Consider the following 18685-nt stretch of genomic DNA (forward strand, 5'->3'; position numbering starts at 1 on the left):
GCAATCCGTTGCGATTATACTATGCCGTGCTTTATGATCACTTCAAGAAATCTGGTTGCTCTTTTCTGATTCTGTCCCAAAGAGGCTGAAAACTCAGCCATCCCTCATATTCCGTTCCCGTTTGTTCTGCCGTTAACTTTGCATACTCTTCTTCTATAAAAATCGGCTTACCTACAGATTCAGCCATTATCTGTGCTTGACATGAACGTTCCATCGTTATGAACCACCAAGCAGCTGAATCTACAGATTGGCCGACCGTTAACAATCCATGATTGCGGAGGATGACAGCTTTGTATTGACCTAAAGCCTTAGCAATACGCTTTCCTTCTTCGGATGCATAAACCACACCAGTAAAATCATCAAATAATGCATGGTCATTGTAAAATTGGCAGGCATCTTGCGTAATCGGATCTAACAGTCTCCCTAAGGAAGACCATGTCTTTCCATAGACCGAATGAGCATGTGCCGCTGCAATCGCTTCCGGCCGCGATTTATGGATTTCAGAATGAATGGCAAAGGCAGCACCATTCACAGAATGTTCACCCTCTACAATATCACCTTTATGATTAACCAATATAAGATCCGAAACGGAAATTTGACTAAAATGCATCCCAAACGGATTGACCCAGAAATGGTCTGTATATTTAGGATCACGGACCGTAATATGGCCTGCTATCCCTTCATCGAAACCAAACTTTGAAAAAAGGCGGAATGAAGCTGCCAAACGTTCCTTCCGGTGATTGCGTTCTTCTTCCATTGTATTGAATGTTGCCGGTTGCAGGGAAATTGTCTTTGTCATTTTTACTTTCCTCCTCCATTTTTCCGTTTTTTTGCCGGACCTTCAATTAGCCATGGTGTCCATGTCAGCTTTACCCTTTACATCTTGCTTTACTTCACTTTCGTTCTTGTGATCATTATTGGAACTTAGGAAAGTAATCGTAGTGATGACGACAAAACTAGTAGCGAGCCCGTATAGAATTGGTTGAGTGGAGGAAGGTCCATTAATCACCAATCCCACAATAATAACGATCATGCTGGCCAGAATCGAGTAAAATGCTGCTGTGGCCGTGACCCTTTTCCAAAAGAAACCAAGGATGATTGGAAAGAACACAGCACCGGATAAAATTGCGTAAGCTACATCCAATGCAACTAAAATATCTTGAATCCATATCGAAACGATTATGGTCAATACACCAATCGTTAAAGTTGTAATTCGGGATGTTTTTAAAAATTGTCGTTCGCTCATTTTTGGACCAAAATATTTTTTAATGATGTCATTAACAACTAAAGTGGACGAAGCAAGCAAAGTTCCTGAAGCAGTGGACATTAGGGCTGATACCACACTCGCAATGACAACCCCTAATAGACCAGCAGGTAAAGTTACCATCGCTATGCTGGTAAATGCATTTTGGGGATCGCCTAAATCAGGAAGGATAATAAAAGCGCACATTCCAATGATACTGATTGCTATGGCATAAAAAACACTATATAGTCCCGCTCCAACCGTTCCGCCACGAGAAACAGCTTTGGTTCGTGCGGTAAAAAGACGCTGCCAAATATCTTGGCCAACAACTACCCCTAGAGTGAATAGTAGGAAATATTGAAAAATTGTCTCTCCGCCAATGTTTCCTAGCTCGAAATGTGATGCAGGGAGATTTTCTTTAAGCGAGTCCCACCCTCCTGCCTTAGAGATGCTCATCGGAAGCATGATAAAGAAAATACCGATCGTCATGATGACGAATTGTACGACATCAGTCATGGTGACTGACCACATACCTCCTAATATCGTATAAAATAAAACGATTCCACCCCCGACTATCATGGAGACCGTTAAATTCCAGCCAGCCAAAACATGTAAAATCGTCCCCATCCCAATCACTTGCGTTACAGTCAGCATGAATGTATAGATAACAGAGACAAGGGCACTGATCAATCTTGTCTGAGAGTTGTAGCGCTTCTCAAGCATTTCACTGATCGTCAATACTTTTAAATTAAATATCTTATTTGTTAAAAACAACCCGATAGCGATAATGCCGAGCCCAATCATCACCACTAGCCAAATACCGGATATCCCAAACTGATAACCTAACTTTGCTGTTCCTAGAGTAGAAGCTCCCCCTAATATCACAGCAGCTAAACAGGATAAATACATAAAATGACCAAGATTACGTCCTGCCACAATGAAATCATCTGCTGTTTTTGCCCGTTTGGATCCGATTACTCCCACAATGATTAAAACAGAAAAATATAGAATCATGATCGATATATCCAAAATATGCATGTACACATCTCCTTTTGGGCTTGTTATGTTCGCTTTGTAAAGAGGGAAGGAAGGGATTTCACCGATACCTTCCTTCTTTCCAGTAAAAATGAGGAATTAATTATTAAGCTGTGTTTCCAAATCTCCGGCTCTCTCTTTTTTCTCCATTTTCCTTTTTTTTGCGAGAGCGATGAGTGTGATGAATTCATAGACAATATTAGCGGCTGCGGCAGCCGTGATTTGTCCGTGATCGTATGATGGTAAAACCTCAACAAGGTCGAATCCAACAAAATCTATATTCGTCAATCCTCTCACTAAGGCTAAAGCATCATCAATGCTGGCTCCGGAAACTTCAGGGGTACCCGTTCCTGGAGCATAGACCGGATCTAAGAAATCAATGTCAAAGGATAAAAACACCGGACCATCCGCAACACGCTCATGAATGACCCTTAGCATCTTTTCGACCCCGATACGTTTATAATCGTTTGTCGTATAAACGCCCAAACCTAAATCCCTGGCATCCTGAAGATCTTCCGGTCCATACAGACCGCCCCTCATACCAATTTGAAGAGATCGTGATACATCGATGAGACCCTCTTCTATCGCGCGGCGAAAAACGGTTCCGTGATTATACTTTTGATCGAAATAACTATCCCAAGTATCAGAGTGAGCATCGAATTGAAGCAGGGCAACTGGACCATGTTTTTTTACGATCGCACGTAACTCCCCTAGCGTAATGGAATGATCGCCTCCCAATGAAATGGGAATGATCCCTTTTTCAATGACGGGGGTAAGCTCTTCTTCAATCTTTTTATATGTTTCAGAAATATACCCGGGAATGATCGGAATATCCCCATAATCAATTCCTGATATATAGTCAAAAATATTAATATCTTGTTCTGGATTATAAGGACGTAAAAGGATTGAAAAATCGCGAATGGCTTCTGGTCCGAATCTCGCACCCGTTCTAAATGATTGCCCGGAATCAAAAGGAATTCCCGTAATGACAAAATCCATATGTTCATCTACCCGTTCAACAAATGGGAGCCTCATAAACGTACGCACTCCACAAAAACGGGGTGATTTGAATGAGTCTTTCGGTTGATACTTCATCATGTAACATCCTCCTAAATTCTAATTCTGCTATTATTATATTTTCACTCCACTGTCATGGCAGATGTCATACAAACTTCCATCCTTTCAAATAGAATGGACATATATAACACCTTGTTTGGAAATTCTCTTCTTACCTTTTACATAAGCAAGATTCAGGCCAACTATTTCGCTGCGGTATATATGGCTTTTCATTATTTTGTTTCATCAAATGATTAAAAATTTAATCATTTTCTTGGTTTTTGATTTATTTTTTGATTATTTAGACTTTTTGATTTATATTTTAATTAAACAGCATCCCAAAACCGAAGGAGCGGAATGTATGTACGACGACATGCTGGAGGAAGAACTAAATAAGATTATTGAAACATCGAATAATAACATTCTCATTACCGATCAAGATGGAATCATTTTATATTCCAACCCTAAGCTTTGGGAGATTTATGGTATGGAAAGTGACTCTTATATCGGTACCTCCGTCTATCAATTAGAAAGCGATGGCCTTCTCACACCTTCCATCAATGCGATTGTTTTAAAAGAAAAGAAAGCGAAGCGCATAATGCAGGAAACGAAAACGGGTCATGTTGTCATGTCGACTGGCTATCCCATTTTTAATAAGGAAGGACTTCTCGTTAGGGTAATCAGCTATGGTCAGGATCAAACCGAGATCCTGCAATTGCAGGATCAATTTGAACAATTACAACGAAAAGTAAAAGGCTATCAAACGGAAGTCGAGGATTTAAGAGAAAAGGAACTGGATTACCATTATTTGATTGCTAGAAGTAATGAAACGAAGCATATTTTAAAAACGATCCATAATGTTGCAAAAACCGATGCCACGATTCTCTTATTAGGACCTTCCGGGGTAGGGAAAAGCACTTTTGCCCGTGCTGTTCATGACCAAAGCAACCGAAAGAAAGAACCTTTTATCGAAGTGAATTGCAGTACGATACCTGATAGCTTGTTTGAATCGGAAATATTCGGCTATGAGCCGGGATCATTTACAGGGGCAAATAAACAAGGGAGGCAAGGCCTGATTGAGCAGGCTGACAGCGGAACTCTTTTCTTGGATGAAATCGGGGAACTCCCACTTGCCATGCAAGCTAAATTACTGAAAGTATTACAGGAAAAAAAGATAAAGCGCATCGGTGGAAAAAAAGAAAACCATATTAACTTCCGCCTGGTTGCAGCAACTAATCAAGATTTGAAGGAGATGGTAAGTCAAGGTAAGTTTAGATTGGACTTATTTTATCGTTTGAATGTGATTCCCATCCAAATTCCGGCATTACATGAACGTAAAGAAGATATCCCTCTCTTAATTCAGCATTACTTACAGAAAACCAGTGATAAATACCAGAAATTCAAAAAAATCCATCCATCGACTTATGAAGTTTTGACTCATTATCATTGGCCCGGAAATATACGGGAATTAGAAAACTTAATTGAACGGTTGATCCTGACCATCGAAGAACCCATTATATTTCCCGAACACCTTCCACAATCCATCACAGGGCAAATTGAACAGCCTGATGACTCCAACTTCCTTGCAATCGAACAGGATTGTGAAGAGAATTTCGATTTAAAGAAGACACTGGAAAAGGTTGAAAGGCAACTGATTGCAAAAGCATGGAAAAAATGTAAAACCACATACGAGATGGCAGAACATTTGGGTATCAGCCAGCCAACAGTCATCTATAAATTAAAGAAATACAAAAAGTATTTGTAATTTCATCTGGACTGGAATCCACTAAAAGTGAAATCTTTGAATCGAAAATAAGGCCAATTAAAAAGCCCTAAACATTCAATCAAAAAAATCCACATTCAAGATGAATGCGATTCAAAAATATCATTTACGTTTCCATATTATTAAGGTTAAAGCTTACATTAATTAAACAAATGCTGTCAGTGAAGCTCCTGCAACACCTGTGGATTAGTCTGAAATTTTCACCAGATAAGAATCCTAATGATGTTAATTGAGTAAACCTGAATCTCTTTCAAACGGATAAGGCTTCCATAAAAGGAAGCCATTCAATTACTAACATAGCAATCTTGCCACACATTTTATGCATTAAAGCTTTTTTCCAATTTGGAACCGCAAGATTCGCGGATGATCAACTCATCTTTCAGAACAAATTTTTTCTGTTCAATGGTTCCGCCTTTCATTAAGGTCAGCAATAGGTTCGTTGCCTTTTTCCCTATTTCGTACTTAGGCTGGTCAATGGTCGTTATATGAGGATTAAAAATCGATGCTATTTTCAAATTATCAAAACCTACGACAGCAATATCATCGGGAACGCTCAAGCCATGATCCTGGATCGCCTTTACAGCTCCCAACGCCATTTCATCATTAAAAACAAAAACTGCTTCAGGCTTGTTTTCCAGCGATAATAATTTCACCATCTGGTCATAACCCGAGTCAATGCCATAATCCCCTTCCTGGATGAATTCCGGGTTGACCTTCAAGTGATGGCTATTCATTGCCTGCTGGAACCCCCCTAGGCGATCCCGGCTAAGAATGATATTCATAGGTCCTGTTATATGGGCAATCCGTCTATGTCCAAGCTTGATTAAATGTTCCGTAACTTTTCTGGCACTGCTTACATTGTCAATCGAAACAGTTGGTATATCCAGTCCGTCCACGTATTCACATGCCAGTACAATCGGAAATTGATTTGATAGTTTTTCCAGGCTTTCCCTGTTCATTCTAGCTGTAAGGAGTAATGCTCCATCTGCCTGCTTTTTGTATAGCAAATCGATATATTCCTTTTCCCGTTCAATGTCGTTCTCCGTATCTCCCAATATAACCTGATAGCCATTTTCTACAGCTGTATGCTCAATGCCCCGAAGCACTTCGGAAAAAAACGGCCTTGTTATATCCGGAACGACGACGAGAATGATCTTTGTCTCTTTCGTCCTGAACTGACTGGCAATCATGTGAGGCTTGTAATTCATCTCTTCAATCACCTGCATCACCTTTTGTTTAGTATCCTCGCTGACTAAATCCGGCTGTCTGAGCACTCTTGAAACAGTTGCAGGAGATACGTTTGCCAATTTCGCCACATCGCTCATTTTCATACTATTATCTCCACCTGCCAATTTCTTTTTTCATTTTCATTAAGTCCATTATAAAGTAATTTAGACTTCATGTTAAAACATCGAATTCTCTAGGCAACGTTTCTTTCAAAACATTCATGGATTTTTTCACGCCCGTTATTGGCTCCATTGTCAAATCTTCCATTTCGAGAACGATGGGCCCTTCATAACCTATCATTTTAACGATAGTAAAAAACTCCTTCCACCAGCCACTGTCGTGTCCATAACCGAGTGCAACATAATTCCATGATCTATCTGAATATTGGTTCATCGGTTTCACATCAATCAATCCCTGGACATCATATATCCCTCTTTCTAAGCGAACATCTTTTGCATGAATATGATAAACTGCGCTTCCTAAATTCCTTAAAGCTGCGATGGGGTCACCGCCCATCCAAAATAAATGACTCGGATCAAAATTCATGCCGACCGTATCTCCGACTTCATCCCTCAATATAAAGAGAGTCTCAGGATTGTAAACTAAATTGCAGCCTAGATTTTCGATGGCAACCCTTCTAACTCCATTTTCTTTTGCCGTTGTCACAGTTTTTTCCCAATAAGGGAACGCCACCTCATTCCACTGCCAATCAAGCATCTCAAAATGTGAGGGCAAAATGGGATGTGTCAGCCAATTGGGCGTCCTGTCACTTGGTCCGCCGCCAGGACACCCCGACATCATGACAACCGTTTCGACTCCTAAAAGCCCAGCTAGCTGAAAGGTCTTATTAACAACGGCTTTATGCATGGTTCCTTCATCTGATGGATCAAGCTGATTGCCAGAACAATTCAACGCTGCAATGCTAATCCCCCTTACATTTAATTCATTTAAAAATTGCTTTCGTTTTGCGGTGCTGCCAAGAAGTCCATCGAGATCGAGATGTGGAGCATCCGACCAATTGCCGCATCCAAGCTCCAGTGTCTCTATTCCCTGATCCACACACGTATCCAGCATTTTTTCAAATGGCATGTAACCTAAAATGTCCGTAACTAAACCAACCTTCATAAGTTCTCCTCCTCTATTTAAACTAGCATCCCTTTCACTCGCTTAGTTCAATTTCAAATTATGTTTTGTTGCCTTCCTTTCAAGACGACTCCATACAATCATAAATAACACAGCGGTTGCACCTAATGATCCAGCGAAATAAAATCCTGCAGAAATACCTAAATGTGAGATCAATACTCCTGCAATGAAAGGTCCTGCAAACATACCAATCGCGTAGATTGCTTGATATGCCCCCATGGCCGTTGCCCTTTTTTCAAGGGGGATCGACTCCACCGCCATTCCTAGAAACAAGGGAAAAAGAGTGCCTAATGAGAATCCATTCAATCCTTGGATCATAAAAAGCATCCCTTTTGTATCTATTAATGGCGTACATATTGTAAAAATGGCCGTTAGTCCGAATCCTAGTTTCAGTAACCTCCATTGTCCGAATAATGGTACGAATATTTTTCCGCTAAGCATGGTGGCAATGGCATGAGGAATCATGAATGAAAAGATGACCATGCTGATCTCATCAGTCTGGAGACCAAGCTTTAAAGCAAATGTCGGGGTGAAACCGAACATTGTCGTGAAGATGATGCCATGTGCGAGAATGGATAAAAATGATACTTTTAAAAGCGCCGGTTCAAGCATGACTGATACGAGTTCTTTCAATTGAATAGGCTCTTGCGGAAAATCTTCGTTCGATTCGTAAATAAAAAGTGAAAGGACGATACCAATGAAACCAATAATTCCTCCAATCCAAAAAGGTGCTTGCCATCCCCATTGATCGACAATGTACCCGCTGATCACCATTCCAAGCAGCTGTGCCAGAACCACAGCTAACGAGATACTGCCCATCGCTCGGTGAAGATCACGTTCTGAAAAATAGCTGGAAAATAAAATGGTGAAGGCTACCCAAGTTGCAGCGGCAATTCCAGCTAACGAGCGGGCCAAAAGGATCAAGCCTAAACTATCGGCCCATGCAAATGTCACGCAACTCAACGTACTCACGACCATTCCAAATATAATAAAAGGTTTCCTTACTTTTATGAGGTCGGAAAAAATCCCGAACGGAAGCCTGAAGAGAAATTGCATCAGCCCATAACTGCCTAGTACCATGCCGATAAATGTATAATCCCCTCCAATCGTCTCAAGGTAAGGAGACAAAATGGGAATATAAATGAAATTTGAAAACCAAAAAATAAATGAGAGCACTAAAAATAAAAATCTATTGCGTGCGTTATGTAACAAAGTCATTGCAACACTTCCCCTGACCAGCGAACTATTTTTCAGCAATGGCACCTCGTGCAAAAAGTGAATGTGCAAAAAGGTGCCCGCAGCGTAATCGGGAACACCTTTTCATTCTTAAGCCTTTCCACTTGTATTGAACTCTGCCATTTTTCTCTTCACGACGGAGATGATAGCTTCTTTCGCTGGTGTGATGATGGCGCGCGGCTCATATACTTTTCCTTCAACGGCTAATACTTCCCGAATCGTTTTTGCCCATACTTGTATGCTTTCGGTATTGACATTTATTTTGGCGTGTCCAAGTTCAATTGCCTTTTTAATTTGGTGCAGCGGAATACCTGAGCCTCCATGTAAGACGAGAGGTACATTCGTCGTGTTCGAAATTGATTTCATTTCCTCAAAACCGAGTTTAGGTTCTCCTTGATACGGGCCATGAACCGAACCCAAAGCAGCCGCTAGAGCATCAATTTCCGTTTCTTTTACAATCCTCGTGCATTCATGGGGATCTGCATATTGAATACCGCCAACGAGGCCATCTTCCGTCCCACCGACTGTCCCCACTTCCGCCTCAACGGAAACGCCGTTCTTTTGGGCATAGTCGACAACCATTTTGGTGATTTCAATATTTACATCTATTGGATGATGGGAGCCATCGATCATGACCGATGTAAAACCCGCATCGATCGCTTTCCTGCATCGTTCCACATCCATTCCATGATCAAGATGAAGGGCAACCGGAACCGTAATGTCCATTTCTTCCATAAGACTTTTCACCATGGCCGCAATCGTTTTAAATCCGCCAAGATAATCAACAAGCCTGTCCGATGCCGCAAGTATGATTGGCGCTCGTTCCTCATTGGCAGCTTGTAAAAACGACTGGGCGAATGACAAACCATTAATATTATATTGACCCACAGCATACCTTTCTGCTTTTGCTTTTAAAAGCATCTCTCTCATTGATACTAAAGGCATTATTCCTTCACCCCCTTATTCCCGAGATTACATGATCACTTTATGAGTTCTGCAGTGCAAAATGTTTCGAAATAACTTGAATTGTCGTTTCTTTTGCTGTTTTAATGGCTTCTTCAGCATCGAGTTCATAATATTCCGGACGGAACAGTTCCACAGAGGCAACGTCAGAATAACCAATTCCCTTCAAGATGGATAATATGCTGTCTAAATCTATGGCACCATGCCCAGGCCATACCCGGTCTTCATCCGTCAAAAAGCCGATTGGAAAATCCTCTGTATCATCAATATGTAAAATGAAGATTTTCGCCCCATCCGCTTTCTTCAAGTCTTCCAAACTGGAACCCATGGCATGGAAGTGAAAACAGTCCAGCACCAACCCAACATTATCACGGTTGACCGTTTCAACGATATCGTATGCCTGACCGAATGTATTCACAGTACATTGCGGATGCCCGACAAATTCCACTGCAATTTTGACGCCAAACGGTTCAGCGATCTCGGAAAGCTCAGTCAATACTTCCACACAGCTGTTTTTAATATCTTCTTTCAATATTTTCGCTTCCGTTACAAGCGGAACCGCCACCACATATTTCACACTCAATTTCTCCGCCATGATCATCATGTTTTTAAATTCGCCTATTATCGCCTTATGGCCGTCTTCATCTCGGTTATTAAAGAATACGAGCGCGTTGAAGGCTAGCGGTTTAATATGATTTGCGTTAAAAAATTCCGCTAGGTCTTCAATAGAGTGCTCTTCCAAATACTCAGGCAATTTATCCATGGTACGGATTTCGATATAATCGTAACCATGTTTTTCACAGTGTTTGAGATCTTTGACCAAGTTGGAATTTTCAAGTGTTGTCGCTTGGTTGAAACATATATTCATTCTGTCAGCCTCCAATTTTTTCTGCTAAACCCAATCCGTCTCTCATTTTTTCAAGCATAAGCTTACTTGACCAGTCTGCTTTGTCGATCCAAGCAAATACTGCATTTGTCGCGATGCCGTCAAAATTCATTTCTTTCAGTTTTTTGAAGATCGTATCAAAGTCAACTTCCGCTTCGCCGATGTTCAAATGCTGGTGGACAGTTGCCTCGACACCTGGGGGATTGACGATATAACGGAGTCCGTTGGATGCTTTATGATTGAATGTATCTGCAAACAAGACATGTTGCAGGCGATCCCCGGCAGAATCGAACATAGGGGCGATATCGCCTTTGCCATCATCATAGAAAAATGTATGGGCGGTTGAATACACAAGGTTGATCCACGGACGGTCAAGGGCACGGATCATATCCATCGCTCCCTCATGCGTTTCGATAAAATCGAATGGGTGTGCCTGCAAATTCAGTTTAACGCCTTCCCTTTCAAATACCGGGAGGAGCTCAACCATCGATTTAATGAATTTCTCTTCACAGATAACTTCATTGAATTTAGATCCGTTAAATTCACTATTCATCAAGTCAACATCCAATTCCACTGCAACTTCAATGGCACGTTTCCAATTTCGGACTGCGGCCTGGCGCCGTTCCTCATCAGGACCGGCCCAGTAGTAAAGCGGAAGCAAGGATGATATCTTCACACCTGCGTCGCTACACCAGCGTTTCAAATTCTTAATCTGTTCCTTATCCACTTTAGGATATTTATAGAATGGACAAAAATCTTCCCTCGGTGACAGTTCGATATATTCATAGCCTAGTTCCGCTGTTTTATCGACCATTTCTTTTAATGATAAATTGGCATACATCGTAGGATCCAAAGCTAGTTTCATTGGTCTTTCCCCCTATAATTTATTTATTTTTCGTTTCAATGCATGGGTACGTTCACTGTACAGTAATTTTTCCCGTATAAAAATCAGGCTTCTCTTCAAGGTCAACGGATTCTTTCTGTCCGGACTCTTGTGCCTTTACACAAGCATCAGCTGTTACGGCAGCAATGTATCCGTCCCATGAAGTCGGACCATTCGGCTGACCTGTCTTTATAATGGAATCTATGAAATCCTGTAATTCTATGTCATATGCATCCATAAAACGATCTTTCCAATCTACCAAGATATTCGTGCTCCGTTTTGCGCCTTTCCTTGTCACGATGCTCGCTGGTTCAGGAAGATATGCAACACCTTCCTCACCAATGACTTCACATTGGATATCATAGCCATATTTACAATTCACGAATACTTCAGCTTGAATGACAATCCCGCTCTTCGTTTCCATTATGATGATTTGGGGATCTTTTAAATTAGCATGCGCGCGGCTTGCTTTCTTCGGGTAAATGACTTGAACTGATTTGTAATCATCGCTGATTAACCAATGCAATACATCAATCTCATGAATCAATGTATCAACGACCGCCATTTCCGTCGTATATTTTTCATCCACTTCTGGGTTGCGATGTACACAGCGGACCATGAGCGGCTCACCAATTTCATTTCTATCAATGGCTTCTTTCAGTTGTACGTAACCGCTATCATAACGTCGCATAAAACCAACTTGCACCAAACGCTTCCCATGTTTCATTTCCGCTTCGGCAATTCTCCTGCAGCCTTCCGCCGTTGTTGCCAGTGGCTTTTCACAGAATACATATTTGCCAGCTTCAATCGCATTCAATACGTTTTGCTCATGTGCAGGGCCCCAACTCGTAACAAGCACAGCATCGACATTTTCCGAGTTTACGAGTGATTGGTCATCCGGATATACAAGTGCCTCAAGTCCATATTGTTCCACGACCTGTTTTGCCGCCTCTTCATTCACATCGGTTAAAGCCACAATTTTCCCTCCGGATAATTTGTCCGTAATTCTTTTAATATGCTCCCGGCCGATGGCACCCGTTCCTATTACCCCAAAATTTAATGTCATGATCATATTCCTCCTTTTATGAATATCTGGTTTATTACTCTATAACTCTTAAATTATTTGTGTTATTTCCTTTGCAGGTTCTTTTCCATGATTGCGGAAGTTTTGTTCAAGCTGTTCAAGTGTAAGTCCTCTCGTTTCCGGTAAAAACTTTTTCACAAAGATGATAGCGATGATGCCTAAAGCGAAAAAGATATAGAATGTGGTAGACAATCCGACTTTATCTAATAAAACCGGGAATGTTAAGCCGATTAGAAAGTTCACGCCCCAAAGGAAAAATACGGTGACACCCATACCGAGCCCACGTACTTGAAGCGGGAAGATCTCTGAAAGCATCAACCAGGTAACCGGTGAAATGGCCCCCTGCTGAAAGGCAAGGAAGGTGACAGTCAAGGACAAAATGAGATAGGGAAGGGCAACCGTCCCTTCAAGAAGGGAAGATAAGACGCCAATCAAAAGCAATGTGGTCGTAGTCCCGATCAAACCGGTTATGAGCATTGGACGGCGCCCGATTTTACCAAGCAGCCAAATACCTAAAAACGTTGCCAAAACAGAAATGATACCGTTTGCAATATTCCCGATCAAAGCAGCTTTTGTCTCAAACCCAGCATCCTTTAAAATTTGGGTACCATAGTACATGATAGAATTAACGCCCGTTATTTGCTGAACGATTGCAATCCCGATTCCAAGAAAGACGATTCTCCGTATCCATGGGACGGTCAAATCTTTATATGTAGCCTTTTTAACATGGTTCTCCTTATCGAATGTCGCTTTGATTCCCTGAAATTCCGATTCTGCCTCATCCATTTTACGTATTCTTTTCAAAACCTTCAGGGCCTCTTCATTTTTGTTCTTGGACACAAGCCACCTTGGACTTTCGGGCAACCTGATCATGCCAAAGAAAAGAAGTATGGCTGGAAGTGATGCTATTGCCAGCATGTAACGCCAAACATGTGAACTGTCACCCATCGTTGTCCCTAGAATGGCATTGAAGATGAATGCAAGCAGCTGTCCACTAACAATCATCAATTCATTTTGGGTGACGATCCGGCCGCGTCGTTCAGCAGGAGACATTTCCGCCAAATAAGTAGGAACGGTTACTGACGCCCCGCCTACCGCAAGTCCGAGTAGAAAACGGCAGACAATCATGACCGTAACATTCGGTGCAAACGTGCATCCAATGGTGGAAAGGAAAAAAAGTACCGAAAGAAAAAGAATGTTTTTTCGGCGGCCCGCATAATCCGAAAGCCTGCCTCCCAGAAACGCTCCAAGTGCCGCGCCTAAAAGAAGTGAACTGGCAACAAGTCCTTGCGTAAGTGAATTGAGGTTAAGTTGATCCGCTTCGGACATGAACGGCAAAGCGCCATTAATGACACCTGTATCATATCCGAACAAAAGACCGCCTAACGTCGAGATAATAATAATCTTGCGTAAGAATGCCATTTGATTTCCATCATTACTCAAGTTAATCACTTCTTTCCGGTTTTTAATCTTGAACTAGGAGCAGCCTGTCATTTATATACTTGCGAGCCATTAATGCGTATTCCAATGGATGGGCAACGGACGGATCTTGTTCCGCTTCTACTACAATCCAGCCTTTATAATGATTTTCCAGTAATGTATGGTAAGCTTCCACAAAGTCAATGCAGCCGTCACCAGGCACTGTGAACATGCCCGCTAAAAAAGATTCTTGAAATGATTTTCCCTCTTTCCGGCACTGCACCAGCACGTTATGCCTTACATCCTTGAAATGAACGTGCCCAACGCGGTCGATATGCTTTTGCAAAAGGGACTTGCAATCGCCATCCGATACATAAATATGTCCAGTATCATATAACAGATGCACTTTCTTTTCGGTATTTTCCATAAGGCGGTCAATTTCACTAAGTGTCTGGACCCCTGTCCCCATGTGGTGGTGATACACCAGTTTTAGGTTGTAAAGTCCAGCAATATCCCCGAGCCGATTCAGGCCCGTACACAATATTCCCCATTCTTCATCAGTAAAGTGGGGCTTTTCCTTAAATACATCGTACCTTCCGCCTTGGATACTGTAAGTCTGTTCGGATACTACCGCTACATCTCCATCGACAGCCTGTAAATATTTGCAATGTTCATGGAAATCCCTTTCTGCTTTTTCAATGCCATCTCGGATGATGAAACTGCTGAACCACTGACCGGCTATTTTTAAGTTCCGAAGCTGCAGCTCTTTATTCAGGACCGCCGGTTCCGGGAAGAAACCTCCTACTTCGGTCCCCTGAAATCCCGCCACGACAATATCGCTTAAAAGGTGGGATAGGGTGTTTTCAGCTCCGATTTCCGGTATGTCATCATTACGCCAGCCAATTGGGGCAATCCCCCACGAAATCTCCTGCATTTTCCGACTTCCCCCTTTTAATATTGTTTGGCCTTTTTTAATTTCTCTTGTCTCGCTTCATATGCCCTTTGTATACTTTCTCGTTCAGAGACCTCTGCCACGCCAACATTCCACCAGGAGTCATAACCATCCGTCATCGTTTTCGGCAGAACCTTCATTTCTATTAATGTAGATGCCGACTGTTTCTTTGCATCCTCCAGCGCAGCTTTCAGCTCATCGACCGTATTGGCCCGATAAGTTTTGGCTCCGTACCCTTCCGCCACTTTTGCGTAATCAATATTCATGATTTGGTTATCATGTGTTCTGAACTCACAGCAATATGTTCCGCTGCCATTCTCCATTTGCAGATTGTTGATGCAGCCAAAGCCAGAATTATCAAACAATAAAACATTGATTTTATGATTATATTGGATGGCTGTGATCAATTCCGAATGCAGCATCAGAAAACTGCCGTCCCCTACCATTGCATAGACTTCCCGGTCTGGATGGGCAAGCTTAGCTCCTAAAGTTCCAGCAATTTCGTAGCCCATGCAGGAGAATCCATATTCAAGATGGTACGTGTTTGGCACGCTTGAATGCCAGAGGCGCTGCAAGTCACCCGGAAGTGATCCGGCTGAACCGACCACCACACTTTCCTGATCGACCGTATCGTTTATTGCGATCATCGCAGCGGATTGGGCCAATTCAGTTTTTAATGCATCCGAGTATTCATTCAAGACTTGCTGTGAAAACTGGCTTTTGATTTCAGGCATGAAATTTTCACGGCTGAAAGTGACTTGACTTAAACGGGTCCGTTCGGAAAGCCACTCCTCCTTCCAATCTCCAAGCATCTCCCCATATTCGGTTTCATAGCCTACTAGTAACGCTTCAAGGTTCTCGAGCGCCACTTTTGCATCAGCGACGACCTGAAACCCATCTAATTTATAGGTTTGAAGGCGGCTGACGTTAATGTTCAAAAACTTTGTCCTTTCAAAATCAAATGCAGTTTTGGAAGACGTCGTAAAGTCCGTATAGCGGGTCCCGACACCAATTACGAGATCTGCCTGGCGGGCAGCCTTATTGGCAGCCATCGTACCGAGAATGCCGACTCCGCCCAAATTCTTAGGAAAAGATGATTCCACCGTCGATTTACCTGCCTGTGTTTCCACAAGTGGAATGTTATGCTTTTCTGCCAGCTTCATCAAAATATCCCGAGCTCCGGAATATCTTGCTCCGCCACCAACGATGATGATTGGCTTCTTACTTCCTCTAATTCTCTCGGCAGCTCCTTGCAGTTCCCGTTCTACCGGAACTTTCCGATCTAAATAATGGACGCGTTTTTCAAAAAAATGTTCATCGAAATCGAATGCTTCCCCTTCTACGTCCTGTGAGATGCATATCGTCGCTGGCCCGGCTTTCCCGGGATCGGTCATCACCTCGAAGGCCCGGATCAGACTGGACATGAGCTGCTCAGGGCGAGTGACGCGATCCCAATATCTTGATACTGCCAGAAAAGCGTCATTTGTTGTGATGGCCGTACTATGCTCATGCTCAAGTTGCTGAAGAACCGGATCCGGCTGACGTGTCGCAAATGTATCAGCAGGAAGTAAGAGGACAGGAATATTGTTGGCAAGTGCCGTCCCCGCCGCAGCTATCAGGTTTGCCGAGCCTGGCCCGGCTGATGTAGTGACGGCATAAATTTTCCTTCGTAGCATTTCCCGGCTGTAGGCGATTGCTGCGTGTGCCATCCCTTGCTCATTCTTTCCTTGAATCACTTTCAAGTGGCCAGCGTCCTGTTCGAGTGCCTGACCAATTCCAACGACATTCCCATGGCCGAATACATTAAATATCCCTTCTACAAACGGAGACTCTTCACCATCAACATGAATGTACTGCTGATTTAAAAACTTGATCAAAGCCTGGGCTGTCGTCAACCTCACTGTTCCCATCTTCTGTTCACCCCTCTATGTAGATAAATTCCTTACACGCGTAAGGCAATTAAATCCTCGATTTCTTCTGCAACAGGCATCGCCTCAGATGAACTGTGCTTGCTTACAACTATGGAAGCGGAAGCACTGCCAAACTTCAAAGCGCTTTCAATCCCTTTGCCGCGCACTAACGCATATATGAAAGCGGAAGCATATGAATCCCCTGCGCCGAATGTTTTCAATACTTTCGTTTTATAGGACTTTGCTTTAAATACTTCTCCTGATTTGGCATAGGCATATGAACCCTCGACTCCGTGTTTGATGACGACCAGGTCTGCGGAATGTTCAAACAAGTAACGGACGGTCCTTTCATTCGTACCTTTTTCGGTATTTTCCATTACATCATATTCATCACGAGTGCCAATCAATATGTCTGATTGCTCTGCGACTAACGAATAGTAAACGGAGGTTTCTTCAATGGAATTCCATGTATAGGGACGGTAATCCAATTCAAATATGACTTTTACATCATTTCTTTTCGCAAGGCTGACGGCTTTTAAAACTGCCTCACGTGATGGACTTTTTGCTAAAGCCGTTCCTGAAACCAATAGAATCTTTGATTTTTTGATATATTCTTCATGCACTTCCGAAGGTGCTAAATGAAGGTCGGCTACATTATCCCGATACATCAGGATACTGCATTCTTCAGGACTTTTAATTTCCGTGAAGGCCAGTCCCGTTTTATGCCCTTCTCGATCGATTACCATATTCGATGTATCAACATCTGCCTCACGCATATAACTCTCGATGAAACGGCCGTGCTGATCATCTGCAAGCTTACCGATGAATCCGACTTTCAAGCCTAATTTTGCACTTCCGATGGCAACATTGGCAGGTGAACCGCCCACGTATTTTGTGAATGTCATGGTCTCTTCCATCGGACGGTTATATTCATTGGCATTCAAGTCGATGCAGGCACGGCCAATCGCAATCAAGTCAAATTCCTTATCGATATTAAATGTATAGTTCATTTGGTTAACAGCTCCTTTTCCTTTAACGATTCAGGATCCACTCGTGTTCGGGATCATTGAAAAATTTCCATGTCCTTGTCGGACCGGCCATAACATTCAAGTAATAGGATTCATAACCGTCAGGCACTCCTACCGGATGATAACCGGCCGGTACAAGTACGACATCGCCGTTTTCAACCGACATGGTCTCATCAATCGAACGGTCATCTGTATATACTCGCTGAAAAACGAATCCTTGAGGCGGGTTCATTTCATGATAATAGGACTCTTCCAATAACGACTCATTTGGTAAGTTATCCTGATCATGTTTATGCGGAGGGTAGCTCGACCAGTTTCCGCTTTCTGTATATACTTCAACCACCAGAAGGCTATTCGCATACGGAGCTGAATCCGGTAATATATTATGCACCATCCGCTTATTGCTCAAAATGCCCCTATGTTCCACTTCAACATCCCCCGCTTTAATCCATTTAGTCGGAAGTTGCTTATCAGAAGGCGAATAACACAGAGCAACTCTGGCCTTGGTTATCGCTTCCAATTTAAAGCCTCTATCATTTGACACGTAAATGCTATCAGTCGGCACTTTATCAAATACACTATCGCGTGTGCCTAAATCACGGTATACATTTTCGCCTACAGCCACATTGATTTTTCCTGTAAGAGCGACAATGCAGCATTCTGTTTTATTTAACAATTCAGAATATTCGGCATCAGCAACCAACTCCACTATTTTGAATTCAACAAATTCTAAAGGAGAATTTCCTTTCGTTACTGCTTGAACGACTGTAACACCTTCAGCGACCTCTTTTTTTACCGGTTTTTGAAGCAGTTTACTCATATGTACCTCCTTGGTTT

15 protein-coding genes and 1 pseudogene are annotated in these 18685 nt (G+C 42.4%); 1 reads left to right on the plus strand and 15 read right to left on the minus strand.

Annotated elements, in window-relative coordinates; all coding sequences use genetic code 11:
• Nucleotides 1–37: 37 nt before the first annotated feature.
• The 3 genes and pseudogenes from ACFX4I_RS14385 to speB form a co-directional block, all read right to left on the minus strand.
• A pseudogene (locus ACFX4I_RS14385) lies at nt 38–802 on the minus strand (class II aldolase/adducin family protein); the annotation flags it as partial.
• 39 nt (nt 803–841) lie between these two features.
• Complete coding sequence (locus tag ACFX4I_RS14390) at nt 842–2281, minus strand: sodium:solute symporter family protein (RefSeq protein WP_377421398.1); 1440 nt, start codon at nt 2279–2281, stop codon at nt 842–844.
• 96 nt (nt 2282–2377) lie between these two features.
• A complete protein-coding gene (gene speB, locus ACFX4I_RS14395; RefSeq protein ID WP_377421400.1) occupies nt 2378–3376 on the minus strand; it encodes an agmatinase in 999 nt (332 codons plus the stop codon).
• Between the two features lie 319 nt (nt 3377–3695).
• Here speB and ACFX4I_RS14400 point away from each other — a divergent pair, with 319 nt between their 5' ends.
• Nucleotides 3696–5099 (plus strand): sigma-54 interaction domain-containing protein, encoded by a 1404-nt coding sequence (locus tag ACFX4I_RS14400; protein WP_377421402.1) that lies wholly within the window; start codon nt 3696–3698, stop codon nt 5097–5099.
• Nucleotides 5100–5434: 335 nt separating this feature from the next.
• Here ACFX4I_RS14400 and ACFX4I_RS14405 read toward each other — a convergent pair whose 3' ends face one another.
• The 12 genes from ACFX4I_RS14405 to iolB form a co-directional block, all read right to left on the minus strand.
• Nucleotides 5435–6448 carry a LacI family DNA-binding transcriptional regulator gene (locus tag ACFX4I_RS14405; protein ID WP_377421404.1) on the minus strand — a complete coding sequence of 338 codons (1014 nt, stop codon included), beginning with the start codon at nt 6446–6448 and terminating at the stop codon, nt 5435–5437.
• A 67-nt stretch (nt 6449–6515) separates the two neighbouring features.
• Nucleotides 6516–7469, minus strand: coding sequence for a sugar phosphate isomerase/epimerase family protein (locus ACFX4I_RS14410; protein ID WP_377421406.1), 954 nt, complete (start codon nt 7467–7469; stop codon nt 6516–6518).
• 42 nt (nt 7470–7511) lie between these two features.
• On the minus strand, nt 7512–8705 hold the full coding sequence (locus tag ACFX4I_RS14415) for an MFS transporter (RefSeq protein ID WP_377421408.1): 1194 nt from the start codon (nt 8703–8705) through the stop codon (nt 7512–7514).
• A gap of 108 nt (nt 8706–8813) precedes the next feature.
• Complete coding sequence (gene fba / locus ACFX4I_RS14420; protein WP_377421410.1) at nt 8814–9668, minus strand: class II fructose-1,6-bisphosphate aldolase; 855 nt, start codon at nt 9666–9668, stop codon at nt 8814–8816.
• Nucleotides 9669–9708: 40 nt separating this feature from the next.
• Entirely contained in the window at nt 9709–10554 is an 846-nt protein-coding gene (iolI, locus tag ACFX4I_RS14425; protein ID WP_377421412.1) for a 2-keto-myo-inositol isomerase, read from the minus strand.
• Between the two features lie 4 nt (nt 10555–10558).
• Complete coding sequence (locus ACFX4I_RS14430; protein ID WP_377421414.1) at nt 10559–11437, minus strand: sugar phosphate isomerase/epimerase family protein; 879 nt, start codon at nt 11435–11437, stop codon at nt 10559–10561.
• A gap of 52 nt (nt 11438–11489) precedes the next feature.
• Nucleotides 11490–12521, minus strand: a complete 1032-nt coding sequence (iolG, locus tag ACFX4I_RS14435; protein ID WP_377421416.1) for a bifunctional inositol 2-dehydrogenase/D-chiro-inositol 1-dehydrogenase — start codon at nt 12519–12521, stop codon at nt 11490–11492.
• Nucleotides 12522–12569: 48 nt separating this feature from the next.
• Complete coding sequence (locus tag ACFX4I_RS14440; RefSeq protein ID WP_377421418.1) at nt 12570–13982, minus strand: sugar porter family MFS transporter; 1413 nt, start codon at nt 13980–13982, stop codon at nt 12570–12572.
• Nucleotides 13983–14004: 22 nt separating this feature from the next.
• Nucleotides 14005–14892 carry a myo-inosose-2 dehydratase gene (iolE, locus tag ACFX4I_RS14445; RefSeq protein WP_230302330.1) on the minus strand — a complete coding sequence of 296 codons (888 nt, stop codon included), beginning with the start codon at nt 14890–14892 and terminating at the stop codon, nt 14005–14007.
• A 17-nt stretch (nt 14893–14909) separates the two neighbouring features.
• Nucleotides 14910–16820: a 3D-(3,5/4)-trihydroxycyclohexane-1,2-dione acylhydrolase (decyclizing) gene (iolD, locus tag ACFX4I_RS14450; protein WP_377421420.1), complete on the minus strand. Its 1911-nt coding sequence runs from the start codon at nt 16818–16820 to the stop codon at nt 14910–14912.
• Between the two features lie 32 nt (nt 16821–16852).
• Nucleotides 16853–17830 carry a 5-dehydro-2-deoxygluconokinase gene (gene iolC, locus ACFX4I_RS14455; protein WP_377421422.1) on the minus strand — a complete coding sequence of 326 codons (978 nt, stop codon included), beginning with the start codon at nt 17828–17830 and terminating at the stop codon, nt 16853–16855.
• Between the two features lie 22 nt (nt 17831–17852).
• The gene (iolB, locus tag ACFX4I_RS14460; RefSeq protein ID WP_230303850.1) at nt 17853–18668 is read right to left on the minus strand and encodes a 5-deoxy-glucuronate isomerase; all 816 of its coding nucleotides are present in this window, start codon (nt 18666–18668) and stop codon (nt 17853–17855) included.
• Between the last annotated feature and the right edge of the window lie 17 nt (nt 18669–18685).

The organism is Peribacillus sp. YIM B13472, from assembly GCF_042788005.1.
Classification (GTDB): Bacteria; Bacillota; Bacilli; order Bacillales; family DSM-1321; genus Peribacillus; species Peribacillus simplex_E.

What these genes read in the sequence shown, in the direction of transcription:
- ACFX4I_RS14405 (WP_377421404.1), bottom strand. Translation starts at nt 6,448, where the DNA reads ATGAAAATGAGCGATGTGGCGAAATTGGCAAACGTATCTCCTGCAACT.
- ACFX4I_RS14415 (WP_377421408.1), bottom strand. Translation starts at nt 8,705, where the DNA reads ATGACTTTGTTACATAACGCACGCAATAGATTTTTATTTTTAGTGCTC.
- ACFX4I_RS14400 (WP_377421402.1), top strand. Translation starts at nt 3,696, where the DNA reads ATGTACGACGACATGCTGGAGGAAGAACTAAATAAGATTATTGAAACA.
- iolC (WP_377421422.1), bottom strand. Translation starts at nt 17,830, where the DNA reads ATGAACTATACATTTAATATCGATAAGGAATTTGACTTGATTGCGATT.
- fba (WP_377421410.1), bottom strand. Translation starts at nt 9,668, where the DNA reads ATGCCTTTAGTATCAATGAGAGAGATGCTTTTAAAAGCAAAAGCAGAA.
- ACFX4I_RS14390 (WP_377421398.1), bottom strand. Translation starts at nt 2,281, where the DNA reads ATGCATATTTTGGATATATCGATCATGATTCTATATTTTTCTGTTTTA.
- ACFX4I_RS14410 (WP_377421406.1), bottom strand. Translation starts at nt 7,469, where the DNA reads ATGAAGGTTGGTTTAGTTACGGACATTTTAGGTTACATGCCATTTGAA.
- iolD (WP_377421420.1), bottom strand. Translation starts at nt 16,820, where the DNA reads ATGGGAACAGTGAGGTTGACGACAGCCCAGGCTTTGATCAAGTTTTTA.
- iolB (WP_230303850.1), bottom strand. Translation starts at nt 18,668, where the DNA reads ATGAGTAAACTGCTTCAAAAACCGGTAAAAAAAGAGGTCGCTGAAGGT.
- iolE (WP_230302330.1), bottom strand. Translation starts at nt 14,892, where the DNA reads ATGCAGGAGATTTCGTGGGGGATTGCCCCAATTGGCTGGCGTAATGAT.
- iolG (WP_377421416.1), bottom strand. Translation starts at nt 12,521, where the DNA reads ATGACATTAAATTTTGGGGTAATAGGAACGGGTGCCATCGGCCGGGAG.
- speB (WP_377421400.1), bottom strand. Translation starts at nt 3,376, where the DNA reads ATGATGAAGTATCAACCGAAAGACTCATTCAAATCACCCCGTTTTTGT.
- iolI (WP_377421412.1), bottom strand. Translation starts at nt 10,554, where the DNA reads ATGAATATATGTTTCAACCAAGCGACAACACTTGAAAATTCCAACTTG.
- ACFX4I_RS14430 (WP_377421414.1), bottom strand. Translation starts at nt 11,437, where the DNA reads ATGAAACTAGCTTTGGATCCTACGATGTATGCCAATTTATCATTAAAA.